This is a genomic window from Pseudoalteromonas sp. T1lg75, assembly GCF_002964705.1.
Taxonomy (GTDB): domain Bacteria; phylum Pseudomonadota; class Gammaproteobacteria; order Enterobacterales; family Alteromonadaceae; genus Pseudoalteromonas.
In genome coordinates, this window is the sequence record NZ_PQCD01000049.1 from 457,936 (window position 1) to 472,107 (window position 14,172).

Genomic DNA, 14,172 nt, shown 5'->3' on the forward strand with positions numbered 1-14,172 from the left:
ATAATGAAGAAACTATTCAAAGGTTTTGCTGTTGCAGCAGTACTATCTGTTTCTGCCGGTGCTGCGCTTAATGCCCACGCAAACACGCAAGTACTTGACCAAATCCTTGAGCAAGTAAAGAAAGAGCGTATCTCTGAAGGCAAGCTAAACAAGCAACGTGAGCAAGAGTTCCTAGCGGCTCGTGCTGACCAGCAAGCTATGCTAAACACTGCAAAGCGTGAACTAGCGGCTGAAAAAGCACGCGGTGAGCGTCTGCAAAAAGAATACGCACAAAACGAAATCACCCTAGCGGAAAAAGAAACTGCACTTGAAAATGCAAAAGGTACCCTAGGTGAGATGTTCGGTGTTGTACGTCGTGCGGCACAAGAAACAATTGGTTCAATCGAAGCATCACTAGTAAGTGCTGAAAAGCCTGGACGTGCTGAAATCCTTCGTTCACTAGCGGCGGCTAAAGAGCTACCAACTACGCGTGAACTAGAAGAGCTTTGGATTGCCCTACAAACTGAAATGACCGAGTCTGCGAAAGTATCTTCTTTCGAAGCTGAAGTTTCTGAGCTTGACGGTTCAACGTCTACTAAGCAAGTAACTCGTATCGGTAACTTCAACCTTATCACAGACGACGGTTACCTGATTTACTCAGGCGACACTCAGTCGATTCAACCACTAGGTCGTCAACCAGACGGTTACGTACAGACACTGCTAAGTCACTTATCAATACTTCAGCAGACGCGTACACTGGTTTCTACGTTGACCCAACTCGTGGTTCAATCCTGCGTCTAAACACGCAGAAAGCGACTCCTGAAGAGCGTTTCCACCAAGGTGGTGAAGTAGGTTACATCATCGCTATTCTACTAGTGATTGGTTTCCTAATCGCGATTGTACGTCTAGTAGACCTAACAATCACTTCAGGTAAGATCAAGAGTCAACTTAAGAACACCAGCGCACCTTCTGAAGGTAACCCGCTTGGTCGTATCCTTAAAGTTTACCAAGACAACAAAAACCAAGACGTTGAAAACCTTGAGCTTAAGCTTGATGAAGCGATTCTACGTGAAACGCCACGCATCGAAATGGGTATCAACATCATCAAGATCTTGGCTGCTATCGCACCACTATTAGGTCTACTTGGTACCGTTGTTGGTATGATCAACACCTTCCAGCAGATCACGCTATTCGGTACAGGTGATCCGAAGATCATGGCTGGTTCAATCTCAATGGCTCTAGTAACTACAGCCCTAGGTCTAATCGCGGCACTTCCGCTAATCCTAGTACACGCTGTTGTTGCCGGTCGTAGTAAATCAATTATCCACATTCTTGATGAGCAAAGCGCTGGTATCATCGCTGCTCACGCGGAGAAGGAGAAAGCCTAATGCTAGTCCTGATGGAGATTTGGGAATCTATCAGGGATTTTGTTGGCACAGGCGGCCAGGTTTTATACGTGGTCGCGATAGCACTCTTCCTCATGTGGGTTTTAATGATTGAGCGCTATTGGTTCCTACTTGCTGAGTTTCCGAAAATGAAAAAAGGAATCGTAGCTAAGTGGGACGCCCGCCAAGACACTACGTCTTGGTACGCACACAGAATCCGCGATGCATGGATTTCTGAAGCGTCTGAAAAATTAGATGAGCGCATGTTGTTGATTAAGACATTGGTAGCTGTATGTCCATTGATTGGTCTACTGGGTACTGTAACGGGTATGATCGCGGTTTTTGAAACCATGGCTACCCAAGGTACTGGTAACCCTCGACTAATGGCATCAGGTATTTCAATGGCAACAATCCCAACAATGGCTGGAATGGTTGCGGCACTATCAGGTGTATTCTTTAGTACACGTCTAGAAGCACGTGCGAAAATGGCTAAAGAAAAGCTGATTGATAGCTTGCCTCATCACTAGAGAGAGATTTGAATATGGCACGTAAACAACGTTTTCGTGAAGAAGAAGAAGCAGCCGTCGATATGACGCCGATGCTAGACATCGTATTCATCATGCTGATCTTCTTTATCGTAACTACATCGTTCGTTAAAGAAGCTGGTATTGATGTAAATAAACCTGAAGCAGCGCAAGCGACTAAGAAGAAAAATGCAAATATCTTCATCGCTATTCGCTCTAACGGTGAAATTTGGATGGATAAGCGTCAGGTAGATGTTGAGCGTGTAGCTGCGAATATCGAACGTCTATTAGCAGAGCAACCAACCGAAATCGTAATTATCCAAGCGGATAAAGATGCGAAGCACGGTGTAGTTGTGAAGGTAATGGACCAAATTAAAGCTGCAGGTATCGATAAGATATCCATCGCTGGAGAAAAGTAATGATTCGTTTTCTGTTTTCACTGATTGCAGGTGGGGCAGTTACTTTCGGCTTATTCTTTTTCATGGCGTATCTGATCTCCGGAGGAGACGGACGCGCCGCTAACGAGAAAGAGAAGATCGTTGTCGAAATTATGACGAATCCACCTGAATCCAAGGTGCAGGAGCGTAAGCGTGTACCGCCGCCGCCGCCTCCACCGCCAAAGCAGCCGCCTAAACCGCAGCCGCCACAGCCAGACAACAGCAACCCTGATGCTGGCGCACTAGGCTTTAATATGCCAAGTGTTAACGTGGGTGGTTCTGCCGGTGGATTAAGTGGCCCAGGTGCATTTGGTCGAGATGGTGATGCGACACCTCTTGTGCGAATTGAACCTAAATACCCAGTGCAAGCCGCACGTGATGGTAAAGAAGGTTGGGTACAACTTTCATTCACCATCAACGAAGTGGGCGGGGTAGAGGACGTTGAGGTAATCGACGCCGAGCCTAAGCGTATCTTCGACCGTGAAGCTAAGCGTGCACTGCGTAAATGGAAGTACAAGCCAAAAGTTGTTGATGGCAAGCCGGTAAAACAGCCTGGCATCACAGTACAGCTTGACTTTAAACTGAACCAAGACCAGTAAGGAGAGTGTAGAGATGAAAAATCTATCGAAAGTTACTGCACTCGCTCTGCTAATCTCCGTATCGGGCGGCGTAGTCAGCACCTCAGCGGTGGCTGCGCCAAACTACGCGGAGATCGAAAAGCGCAAAAATGCCAAGACTAAGGTCATGGGCGAGCGCGTCGGTAAAAAAGTGGTTAAGGCTTTCGAGCTTTATGAAGCTGAAGATGTCGACGGTGCCATTGCTATTCTGAAAGAGTTGGATCCTTCTGATAAGTTTGATAAGGCTACAGTAGACCGTTACTTAGGTCAGTTGTATGCTCAGAAAGACAACTATCAGTTAGCGATCAAGCATATTCGCGATGCGGTTAAGCCAGATGTGCTTAACTTCAACGACCAAGAACAAGCAATGAAGCTGATTGGTGACTTGTTGGCTAATACCAAGAAGTACAAAGAAGCAAAGCAAGCCTACATCGACTGGATGGACTTCACTGGTGAAGAAGATGCCACGGTGTACACGCGTATTGCGCAGGCTAACTATGAGCTTGGTCAGTTTAAAGACGTTGTGCAACCAGCCGAGCGCGCCATTGAGCTAAATGCGAAGTCAGAGCCTAAAAAGGCACCTTTCTCGCTGCTTATGGGTGCTTACTACGAGACGAAAGACTTTCCGAACGTAGTTAAAGTTGGCGAACGTATGGTGAAAAGTTGGCCCGAAGACAAAAAGTCTTGGACTAACCTAGGTCGTTTCTATATGCAGGTAGAAGACTATTCAAAAGGTCTGAATATCATGGATATCGCATACGACAACGGCTACCTTGAGTCTGAAACAGACTATAAGGTACTTGCCCAGCTATATTCGTTCGTTGGCGTGCCTTATAAAGCCGGTTTCCATATGGAAAAAGCGGTTAATGAAGGTAAGGTTGAGCGCACTAAGCCAAATGTAACGGCAATTGCCAGCTACTATCATAATACGAAAAACATTAAGACGGCGGCTAAGTACTACGAAGAAGCAGCAAAGTTTGATAACGATGCCGAGCTTTTCCGTAAAGCAGGTTCATTGCGTTTACAAGAGCAACAGTTCGATAAGGCCGTGGCCTTGTTAAACAAAGCGCTTGATTTGGGCTCTGATAAGAAAGGTCAAATTTATTCAGACCTAGCCGAAGCCTACTTACAGCAAGAGAAATACAAGCAGGCGTATGCAGCGATCTCCAAAGCAGCGGAAGATCCAAGCACACGTAAGTTTGCTCGTAGCTGGAAGACCTTTATTAAAGATAAGGCGCAGCGTAACGGCGTAAGTCTTTAATCACAGCATGTGACCATAAAAAGCCCCAATTGGGGCTTTTTTTATATTTAAAAAACTAAATAACAGCGTTGAGCAGATTATGATCAAGCGAATTTTATCCGTGGCGTTAGTATTCTTGGCGGGGTGTTCCGATGCGCCGAATTTAAATTCTGAGCAAGCCATTGCGGCCTTACAACAGCTTAATGCCAGGCTCAGCGGCGAAAAGGGCGATGCCAGCCAGCCTTGGCCCTACACTCCGGAGTACCTGAAGCAACGCCACGATATTTATAATGCCATCGCACGTTCGCAGTTAACTCCTAACCAAGCGCAAACCCTGGATTACCTGATCACCGAAGAGCGTTTTGTGCGTCGCTATCAGCCCTGGCCGTTAGCGGCAAAAATTGATGCCAGTTCGGCGTTTTTTCAAGATCCTCTGTGGCAAGAAGGCTTAGCAAAATGGCTGCGCTTTGTTGAGCAGGCCTTAGAGCAAGGGCAGCAAAGTAAGATTTACCTCAATGCCGTGGAAATGGCGCACATACAGGCTCAGCTAGGGCAGATTAAAACACAGAGCACAGTGCCGGTGCTTAACAGTGCTATCGCTAGCTTGGAGACGTATTTAAGCCGTTATATGCCGCGTAATCAACTGGGTTTGGGTCAGTTGCCCAATGGCGCACAGTGGTATCAAGCGAAGATTAATTATTACAGTAATCAGGTACGCTCTCCCATTCAGTGGTACACCCATATCCTAGGCGAGCAAAAGGGCCTTAAAGGGCTGAACGTACAGCCATTGCCAGAGCATGAGGGTGCTAAAATAATGCCAGACCTGGATTGGCGGCAAAGTTATGGTGACCTAAGGGGATGGGCTAAGGCACAGCAGTTAACGCCGTCTCAGCGCTATATGGCGCTGATTTGGATGGAAGTTGACCTGGGTGTACATGCGCAAATGTGGAGTGAGCAGTTTGCCTATACGGCTTTGGCTAATAAAGGAATAGATGCTGGGGGGGCAACGCGCATCTTGATGCAGGTATTGGCCCACCCAGGACAGAGTTTTATCTATGCTGATGCGGTTAACGCGCCTTGAGGTGAATTTCGCACTGTTGGCAGCGTTGGGTGGTGACGTCTTCCACAAGACGTGCCGCCTCAATGGGTTCTTCACAATCGCTGCAAAAGCCGAAGAGCCCCAAATCAAATTGGCACTGGGTTGCCTCAAGGCGTTCCAGCTTATCTACCAAATCCTTGTAAGTGGGTCCGGATTTATCGCGAAGGTGTGCCACCCAGTCCCACTCCGGGTGTGCTGCCAAGGTTTGATATAGCTCGTTTTCATGGCTGAGGGTGGAGTAGCGCAGGCGGTTTAATAGCTCTTCGCGTACTTGCGAAAGCAACACCTCTACTTTCGATTCAAAGTCGAGCGTCTCGATGGTCATGACACAGTCCACTGTTAACTTAGGTAGCTATTATTGTGGCCAGTAAATGGCTGAGTCGATATGACCGTGATCAACTAAAGGCGAAAAAGAGTGAGTTATACCAATTCACTTAAGTAGCTAATCTGTTTATTCTTGCGGTTAAATTCATCCATGAAGCTTGGTTACATCGCGCATCCATGCGCTCACCTCGCTAAGCTGCGAAGCATTGCTTTGATCTTGCTCGCCTATGTAGAGTAACTACATAAGGAAAATTCGCCTTGTTATCACATCATTTACCCAGCGCTATCTCTGATCACATACTTAACATAATTGGTATTACGCTTGCTCACTATGGTGTTTTAATACAGCTAATACTTCGTCTTTATCATGCAGGCGGCGGATGTCTTCGAACAAGGCGTCGGCCTGGCCATAGGTGCGTTTTAAATAACCCAGCCACTGTTTTGTGCGATTGGCGAAGTAGCGTTTCGACATCTGCTCATCGTCATGCATGGACGAGTGCACGATATGATAGATAACATCATGCCAGCTTAGGTGGCGATGGGTTTGCCCCGAATCTTCTGCTTTAATCCAGGCCGCTAAATCTGGCATAGCCAGGGCGCCGCGGCCCAGCATCAGATGCTGACATTGGCTTTGCGCTCGTGCGTTAAGGGCATCATTAAGATCCCAAATTTCACCGTTGGCGACCACTTCCATATTTGTATTTCTTGCCAGCAGAGGGGCAATCTTGTCCCAGTAGGCTGGCGGACGGTAGCCGTCGCGTTTGGTGCGTGCATGAATGGCAATACCATCGGCTTTGGCTTGCGCCACCGCATCGAAAATTTCGCTGCTTAAGGAGTCATCGTCAAATCCCAGTCGGACCTTAGCGGTAACAATATGCTCATTATCAACGGCATCACGCACCGCCTTGACGATTTGATAGACTTGCTCCGGCTCTTTCAAAAGCACGGCGCCACCCTTACTTTTATTCACGGTTTTCGCAGGACAGCCAAAATTCAGATCAATCCCATGAGAGCCTAAGGCAACGGCTTTGACGGCGTTTTCGGCTAAATAGTGAGGGTCTTGCCCAAGTAACTGGATACGCACGGGAGTACCCGAACGGGTAAAGCCACCGTTGTGTAGTTCCGGGCAATAGCGCATAAACACGCGGCGCGGCAAACGTTGATTAACGACACGAACAAACTCGGTCACACATAGATCGAAGCCACCAATGTCGGTCAGCAGCTGGCGCATTTTAAAATCTACAACGCCTTCCATGGGTGCGAGGATAAGTTTCATGTTTGACCTTATGGGAAATTTTGGCCGCGTATTCTAACCTGAACTAGGCTATTGATAAAATAGCATTATCAGTTCATATTTAAGTCTGTGATCTGATTAAAAAAATAATCTAGCATTAGTGAAAGCATCCGCCGCAAGGTCGGGTCTACTTAATTTGACAGCTACTAACACAGAGAGAGCAAGAGCATGAACACATTAAAGAAAAATTCAATTGCATTGACCCTTGGCGCGGTTGTTGCCGGTGGTGCTGCAATGACAGCTACCGATGCCCAGGCTAATCCATTTGAAATGCAAGAAATGGTAGCCGGTTATCAGCTAGACGCCGGTGAAGGTAAGTGCGGTGAAGGTAAGACCGAAAAAGAAGGTCGCTGCGGTGAAGCTAAAAAAGCCGAGAAAGAAGGTAAGTGCGGCGAAGGCAAGTGCGGCGAAGGTAAAGCCAAGAAAGAAGGTAAGTGTGGCGAAGGCAAATGCGGTGAAGGCAAAGCCAAAAAAGAAGGTAAGTGCGGCGAAGGCAAATGCGGTGAAGGCAAAGCCAAAAAAGAAGGTAAGTGTGGCGAAGGCAAATGCGGTGAAGGCAAAGCCAAAAAAGAAGGTAAGTGTGGCGAAGGCAAGTGCGGTGAAGGCAAAGCCAAAAAAGGTGAGAAAGAAGGCAAATGCGGTGAAGGTAAAGCCGAGAAAGAAGGTAAATGTGGCGGCCACAGCGCATAAGCATTGAGACCGAGTCAAAACCTATGCAAGCCGCCGTCACACGCGGCTTGTGTGTTTAGGAATACCTAAGGAGTACGTGATGAAAACCTGTGCCACAGAGATAGGTAATGTTGGCCTTGGGCTACGTCGCGAAATGGTTGACGATATGCTCACCCATATTCCCGAGCAAATTGGCTTTATGGAAGTGGCGCCTGAAAATTGGTTACCCTTTGGTGGCAAGCTGGGTAAACAGTTTAAAGCCTTGACCGAGCGCCACCCCTTTATTTGTCATGGCCTTTCCTTATCGATAGGCTCGCCCGATCCTCTGGACATCGATTTTATCAAAGCCCTGAAACGCTTCTTTGATGAGCATAATATTCGAATGTACAGCGAGCACTTAAGTTATTGCTCCGCTGGCGGCCATATGTATGATCTGATGCCCATTCCCTTCACCGGTGATTCGGTTGATTATGTCGCGGCGCGCATTCGCCAGGTGCAGGATATTTTAGAGCGACCGCTTATCATGGAAAATGTCTCTTATTATGGTGCTCCGGGACAAGAAATGACCGAACTGGAGTTTACCAAGGAGGTATTGGCGGCGGCCGATTGTCAGCTCTTACTCGACGTTAATAATATCTATGTTAACTCTGTCAACCACGGTTATGATGCCAGTGCATTCCTCGGAGATCTGCCCAGCGAGCGGATCGCCTATATTCATGTGGCCGGTCACTATAATGAAGCGGACGATTTAATTGTCGATACTCATGGCGCCGATGTGATAGACCCAGTGTGGCAGTTGTTACAGCAGGCCTATGAATGCCATGGCGTGCACCCAACCTTGCTTGAGCGTGATTTTAATATCCCGCCCTTGCCACAGTTAATAACCGAGCTCGATACCATAGCCGAGCTGCAACAGCCTTTTTTAGTTAATCAGCAGCGAGCCTAAAGATGCAGTTTAAACAGGTGCAAAAGCAATTCAGTGATTATATTCGCGATCCAGAGGCCAATCCCAAGCCCGAGGATATCGAAGAGCGACGCATGAAAATCTACCGAGAGCTGTTTTTCAATAACGTCAACGGCTTTTTAGAAAGTGGTTTCCCGGTATTGCATAGCCTTTATAAACCGCAGCAGTGGCAACAGCTGGTACGCACCTTTTTTGCGCACCACCAGGCGCAATCCCCATACTTTCTCGATATCTCAAAAGAGTTTGTGCATTTTTTAGCTCAAGAGTATACGCCTCGGGCCAGCGATCCCGCTTTTTTACTTGAGCTGGCGCACTATGAATGGGTCGAACTTGCCGTAGCCACCGCTAAGGTGCAGGGCACTTATCGCGCTATTTGTGTCATCACCGATGAGCCCATGTATTTTAGTGAATGTGCTCAGGTGGTGTGTTATCACTATCCGGTGCAAACCATTTCCATTGATAATCAACCGGACGCGCCGGATGAGGTGCCCAGTTATATTTGTGTCTATCGTGATAGAGATGATGAGGTGCAGTTTTTAGCGCTCAATGGCATGACGGCACTGTTGCTCGACATCCTTAGTAAGCATCCTGGGATTACCCTTAAGACCTTGTGTACCTTGGTTAAGCAGCATGCTCCTAGCTTTGGTGAAGAACAATTGCAAGCCGGGGCGCAGCAGATCCTTACCGACTTAGCCCAAAGAAGCATAGTGCTAACGCTGGATTGATAGCCAATATTAGATTACTATATGCGCCGTTTTTTGTCGTGTTTAAGAGGTAATTACAATGGCGCATAAAGGTGATTTTAAAGACCCTTTCAACTTCAAATATTTCGTTGCATTTATCGCGGTATTCGCGGGCATTGGTTGCCTTAATGCAATTCTAGGTTGGGCCACTGCCATTTCAGCCTAATCGAATATTTGCACAAGGCCCCGTTAGGGGCTTTTTTGTGCCCGAAAAGTTGCTAGCTAAATACCGACTCGGCCAGGGTGATAGAGCCGGCATCGGCGTCGAGCGTGACTTGAGCGCCAACGGGTAAAATAAATTGTTGTTTTACATGACCAATCATGGCGCCTCGATAGGCCGGTATTCCCAGTGGCTTAATATAATCCGCGAAAATTTCATCCAGGCTCAGCGAGCCGTAGCCGGCGCTAGGTGTGCACTGGTTGCAATCGCCAAAGACAAACCCAGCGATTTTATCCAGCGCCCCCATCAGCTTTAAGGTGCTCATCATTCTGTCGATACGATAGGGCGCTTCTTCTGTGTCTTCCAAGAATAAAATTGCTCCGTCAAAGCTCGGTAAATAGGGCGACCCCGCCAAAGCGGTCAGCACGGTAAGATTTCCGCCTACAAGGCGCCCAGATACTTTCCCCGGTGTGATTGTTTGTGTCAGATAATCGCGATTAACCAACTCATCCTCGCCACGAGGCAGATTCATATAGTGCATGCGCTGGCGCTGTTCGAACAGGCGCTGAAACTGCTGCACATTAAAGGGATCCCATTCGCTTGTGGCATTGGGGCCGTGGAAGCTGATCAAGCCCGTTTGTGCGAGCAGGGCGTTGTGCAGGGCGGTTATGTCCGAATAGCCCAAGAGGGGTTTGGGGTTTGCGGCGATGACGGGGTAATCGAGCAGGGGCAGCAGGCGCGCCGCGCCTGAGCCACCGCGCAAACAAAACAGAGCATCAACCTCGGGATCGGCGAATTGGGCGTTGAGATCCGCCGCTCGCTGAGCATCCGTTCCCGCCAAATGGCCGCGCCGAGCGAGTACATGCTCGGCCACTTTAACCTTATAGCCCAGGGCCTTTATTAGTTGTTGTGCTAGTAGCAAATCTTTGTGTTCTGCGGTGGCCGCAGAGGGGCTGACAAGGGCTATTGTGCCGCCTTTTTGCAGTGTCTTGGGCTTAATAACGCTTTGCGCCCCGAGTTTGGGAATGCCGATGGCCTGAGCCCCGGTACTGGCCATGAGGCCGATGCCAAGGAGGGAACAGGTTTTTAAAAAGGCGCGTTTGTTCATTTATCTACCTCATAAGCGATCAGACTAGGGTTAACGACCCTATGATTACCGCAGCGAAGTAAATATTTCAAACTTTATAGGTGAGGTGGAATAAAGTAGTTGGGGAGGGAAAGCCTTCACCGTCAGTGAAGGCTTATACAGGACTTATTCTACGCCGCGTAATAGGGCGTTAACACCGACTTTTTCGCGAGTCTGCTGGTCGACCTTTTTCACGATAATGGCGGCATACAGGCTGTGGCTTCCGTCTTTGCTTGGAATGGAGCCTGGAACCACCACCGCACCGGCAGGCACTCGGCCATAATGGATTTGGCCCGTTTCGCGGTCATAAATTCGGGTGCTTTGTGAAATGTACACACCCATAGAGATCACCGCACCTTCCTCGACTATCACCCCTTCCACGATTTCCGAACGTGCGCCGATAAAGCAGTTGTCTTCGATAATGGTGGGGTTGGCCTGCAGTGGCTCTAGCACGCCGCCGATGCCCACACCGCCTGAAAGGTGAACGTTTTTACCAATTTGTGCACATGAGCCTACCGTAGCCCAGGTATCAACCATGGTGCCGTCATCAACGTAGGCGCCGATATTGGTGTAAGAAGGCATCAATACCACGTTTTTACCTATATAACTGCCTTTACGAGCTACCGCATTTGGCACCACGCGCATGCCCTCTTGTTGGAATTGCTCCGGCGTGTAATCGGCAAACTTAAGCGGTACCTTGTCGTAATACTGATTAGCACCGTCGGCTAGAACCTGGTTGTCGCGAATACGAAACGATAGCAGTACCGCTTTTTTCAGCCACTGATGCACAACCCATTCGCCAGAGATCTTCTCGGCAACGCGGGCTTCACCCTTATCCAGGCGCTCAAGCACGGCGATAATGGCGTCTTTGACTTCACTCGATACGGTATTTGGGCTAATGGCGTCGCGGTTGTCCCACGCCTGCTCAATAATGGTTTTTAAATCTGCCATGTTATCCTCGTTAGTGCGCCGACTAGGCGGTTGTTGCCTCGTTGTCGGCGTTTAGTTTCTTCCTAAGTGCTTGATGGATTTTAACTTGTTCTTCATCCGTCAAGGCCTTGTAGTCGTTGTTAGAAACGACGAAAAAGTCTTCTGCGCGCTCGCCCACCGTGGTGATGCGTGCGGCATGAATATGTAATTGGTGGCGCTGAAATACCTGGGCTATTTTGGTCAATAACCCGGGAATATCCACCGCCTGAATTTCGATTAAGCTGCGATCCGCATGGGCATGAGGACGCAATATCACCTTGGGCTTAATGTTAAAGTCTTTAAAGCGCTGTGAGCGGCTCTTCTTAATGCGGATCTTCTTCTTGGGATCGAGCATAAAGAGCTCCAGAGCGCGCTTAATACCATTACCACGTCCTTTGGTTAATGGCTCGCCGTTGACCTCTAAAATCACAAAACTGAAAATTACATAGCCGTCTTTGGTGGTCATCACCTGGGCATGCTGTATTTGCGCCTTTTTTGAGCCAATGACGCTCACCAGACGGGCAAATAAACTGGCGCTATAGGGGCTATAAGCAAAGACCTGGGTGCCGCCGTGCATAGGCTCGGGGGACACGGTAACACTAGGCTGAGATAGGTCTTCAGCGTTTAGTAAGTGCTCACAATGCCAGGAAATCTGCTGTTCACTAAAGGCGGTAAAATAATTCGCCTTAAAGCGGCTCCACAGCAGATCAATTTGTCCCTCATCATAACCAAGGTTGATTAACCTTTGCTTAGCTTGATGTTTTTTATCGCGAATTTGGTCGCGCATATCCATGGGGTTTTCCAGCCCTAAACGCAGGGCTCGCTGGGTGTGCAGATAGAGCTCCCGCAGCAGGGTGTTCTTCCAATCGTTCCACAGATTGTCATTGGTCGCCCGGATATCCGCCACGGTGAGACAGTAGAGGTAGTCGAGTTGGCGCTCATTTTTAACCTTGCCGGCAAATTCGTTGATTACGTCCGGATCGTTGATGTCTTTGCGCTGTGCCGTGACCGACATCAGCAGGTGATTCTCGACCAGCCAGGCGATCAGCTTGCCATCGGAAGTGGGCAACTGATGTAAGCGTGCAAAGGCAATGGCGTCAACGGCACCAAGTTCGGAGTGATCGCCTCCGCGTCCTTTGGCGATATCATGGAAAATTGCCGCTAAATATAAGAGCTCGGGTTTGTCCATGCGGGTGACGATTTCACTGCAGATAGGGAAGTCGCTGACGCGAGTTTTATCACCATACTGATAGATATTGTTGATCAGCTTATGGGTGTGCTCGTCCACGGTATAGGCGTGAAACAAGTCAAACTGCATCTGCCCGAAAATATTTCGCCATTGCGGCAAATAGGCCGCCAAAATGCCGTGTTTATGCATCAGGGTAAACGCCCGTCCCATGCCGTTGGGATGTTTCACCAAGCGCATAAAGGCTTCGCGGCAACCGGCATAGTCTTGCAAATCACCGAGTAAGCGCCGACGCACCTGACGCATGGTGCGTATGGTGCTCGGATAAATATGGGTGATTTCTGGGTGGTCGGCAATGTGCTCGAATAGCGCCAGAAGTTGATCGCGGCGGAAAAACACCGACGGATTCTTGACCCGAATTTGATGACCTATGCGCTCAAAGTTGCGGTCGAGTTCGACCACCGGGAGTTGGCGTTGATCCGGCAAAATGCTTTGTTCAAAATAGGCCAGCAGCATTTGGTTTAGCTCGCGTACCCGGCTCATGATGCGGAACAGGCGTTTCATCATCCGCTCAACTGAGGCCTTGCCATCGCTACCAAAACCTAAAATTTCGGCGGCCTGAGGCTGATGATCGAAGAGTAGACGGTTTTCGTTGCGCCCGGCGGCCAAATGCAAGGCAAAGCGAATATTCCAAAGGTTCTCTAAACATTCCAGCAACTCTTGGTATTCCTCGTGGGTGAGGTAGCCATGGTTGATGAGCTCCTCTAGGGCCTCGGCCTGGAAGTGTTTTTTCGCCACCCAGATAATGGTTTGCAAGTCGCGCAGGCCACCTGGGTTTTCCTTGATATTGGGTTCCAGGTTGTAGGCGGTGCCATGGCATTTACGATGGCGTAGGTCTTGCTCCTGGCGTTTGGCGATGAAGAAGTCGTCCGAGCCCCAGACCGGCGTTTGCAAAATATGCTCTTTGAGCTTTTCAAACTCGATATGGTTACCAAAGATAAGGCGACTCTCGAGCAAACTGGTGGCAAAACTCACGTCTTCACGCTTTTGCTCTATCACTTGCTCACGGGTGCGCACGCTGTGGCCGATCTCAAGGTTGAGATCCCATAACAGGGTAACAAATTGGCCGATTTTTTCGCACAGATCAGGAGCGGGTTCGCTGCGCACCAAAAGCAAAAAGTCGATGTCGGAATAGGGGTGTAATTCGCCCCGGCCGTAGCCGCCGACGGCGACCAAGGCTAATTCCGGCTCATGAGCCAGATTACAGCTGTGAAACAGCTTGATCAGCAAACGGTCTATGTATTCGGCGCGGGCGCGGATAAGCGAGCCTACCGGTTGTTTATCAAATTGGTTACCCAGCCATTTGTAAAAGTATTGGCTACAGGCCTTGTATTCATCCAATTTGCTCGCCTGCTCGAGCAGGTCTTTTAGTTTATTCGGTAGGGCCACTTAGTTA

Annotated in this window: 13 protein-coding genes and 1 pseudogene; 9 read left to right on the plus strand and 5 right to left on the minus strand. The window is 48.8% G+C overall.

The features are described 5' to 3' along the window. Positions 1 to 3: 3 nt before the first annotated feature. The 6 genes and pseudogenes from C2M36_RS12370 (at position 4) to C2M36_RS12395 (ending at position 5,263) form a co-directional block, all read left to right on the plus strand. Positions 4 to 1,367, plus strand: a pseudogene (locus tag C2M36_RS12370) (MotA/TolQ/ExbB proton channel family protein). Then, on the plus strand, positions 1,367 to 1,891 hold the full coding sequence (locus C2M36_RS12375; protein ID WP_105190820.1) for a MotA/TolQ/ExbB proton channel family protein: 525 nt from the start codon (positions 1,367 to 1,369) through the stop codon (positions 1,889 to 1,891). Before C2M36_RS12370 ends, C2M36_RS12375 begins: the two are co-directional and overlap by 1 nt. Before the next feature lie 14 nt (positions 1,892 to 1,905). Continuing rightward, positions 1,906 to 2,307, plus strand: a complete 402-nt coding sequence (locus tag C2M36_RS12380) for an ExbD/TolR family protein (RefSeq protein ID WP_105255146.1) — start codon at positions 1,906 to 1,908, stop codon at positions 2,305 to 2,307. Continuing rightward, entirely contained in the window at positions 2,307 to 2,924 is a 618-nt protein-coding gene (locus C2M36_RS12385) for an energy transducer TonB (RefSeq protein WP_105190818.1), read from the plus strand. The genes C2M36_RS12380 and C2M36_RS12385 overlap by 1 nt, the downstream gene beginning before the upstream one ends. 13 nt (positions 2,925 to 2,937) lie before the next feature. Beyond that, the gene (locus tag C2M36_RS12390; protein ID WP_105255147.1) at positions 2,938 to 4,203 is read left to right on the plus strand and encodes a tetratricopeptide repeat protein; all 1,266 of its coding nucleotides are present in this window, start codon (positions 2,938 to 2,940) and stop codon (positions 4,201 to 4,203) included. 79 nt (positions 4,204 to 4,282) lie between these two features. Beyond that, a complete protein-coding gene (locus tag C2M36_RS12395; RefSeq protein ID WP_105255148.1) occupies positions 4,283 to 5,263 on the plus strand; it encodes a hypothetical protein in 981 nt (326 codons plus the stop codon). On the opposite strand, the gene C2M36_RS12400 is transcribed toward C2M36_RS12395, so the two are convergent. Continuing rightward, positions 5,250 to 5,606: a TraR/DksA C4-type zinc finger protein gene (locus C2M36_RS12400; protein WP_105255149.1), complete on the minus strand. Its 357-nt coding sequence runs from the start codon at positions 5,604 to 5,606 to the stop codon at positions 5,250 to 5,252. The genes C2M36_RS12395 and C2M36_RS12400 overlap by 14 nt on opposite strands. 315 nt (positions 5,607 to 5,921) lie before the next feature. Continuing rightward, entirely contained in the window at positions 5,922 to 6,881 is a 960-nt protein-coding gene (locus tag C2M36_RS12405) for a tRNA-dihydrouridine synthase (RefSeq protein ID WP_105255150.1), read from the minus strand. A gap of 186 nt (positions 6,882 to 7,067) precedes the next feature. Between C2M36_RS12405 and C2M36_RS12410 the strand changes: the two genes are divergently transcribed. The 3 genes from C2M36_RS12410 to C2M36_RS12420 all read left to right on the plus strand — a co-directional run bounded on the left by C2M36_RS12410 (position 7,068) and on the right by C2M36_RS12420 (position 9,257). Next, positions 7,068 to 7,589: an HvfA family oxazolone/thioamide-modified RiPP metallophore gene (locus C2M36_RS12410; RefSeq protein WP_105255151.1), complete on the plus strand. Its 522-nt coding sequence runs from the start codon at positions 7,068 to 7,070 to the stop codon at positions 7,587 to 7,589. A 79-nt stretch (positions 7,590 to 7,668) separates the two neighbouring features. Continuing rightward, positions 7,669 to 8,514 carry an HvfB family MNIO-type RiPP peptide maturase gene (locus C2M36_RS12415; RefSeq protein WP_105255152.1) on the plus strand — a complete coding sequence of 282 codons (846 nt, stop codon included), beginning with the start codon at positions 7,669 to 7,671 and terminating at the stop codon, positions 8,512 to 8,514. 2 nt (positions 8,515 to 8,516) lie between these two features. Next, entirely contained in the window at positions 8,517 to 9,257 is a 741-nt protein-coding gene (locus C2M36_RS12420; RefSeq protein WP_105255153.1) for an HvfC family RiPP maturation protein, read from the plus strand. A 236-nt stretch (positions 9,258 to 9,493) separates the two neighbouring features. Here C2M36_RS12420 and C2M36_RS12425 read toward each other — a convergent pair whose 3' ends face one another. The 3 genes from C2M36_RS12425 to glnD form a co-directional block, all read right to left on the minus strand. Continuing rightward, a complete protein-coding gene (locus C2M36_RS12425; protein ID WP_105255154.1) occupies positions 9,494 to 10,543 on the minus strand; it encodes a S66 peptidase family protein in 1,050 nt (349 codons plus the stop codon). Between the two features lie 144 nt (positions 10,544 to 10,687). After that, a complete protein-coding gene (dapD, locus tag C2M36_RS12430; RefSeq protein ID WP_105255155.1) occupies positions 10,688 to 11,512 on the minus strand; it encodes a 2,3,4,5-tetrahydropyridine-2,6-dicarboxylate N-succinyltransferase in 825 nt (274 codons plus the stop codon). Positions 11,513 to 11,534: 22 nt separating this feature from the next. Beyond that, entirely contained in the window at positions 11,535 to 14,165 is a 2,631-nt protein-coding gene (glnD, locus tag C2M36_RS12435; RefSeq protein WP_105255156.1) for a [protein-PII] uridylyltransferase, read from the minus strand. Between the last annotated feature and the right edge of the window lie 7 nt (positions 14,166 to 14,172).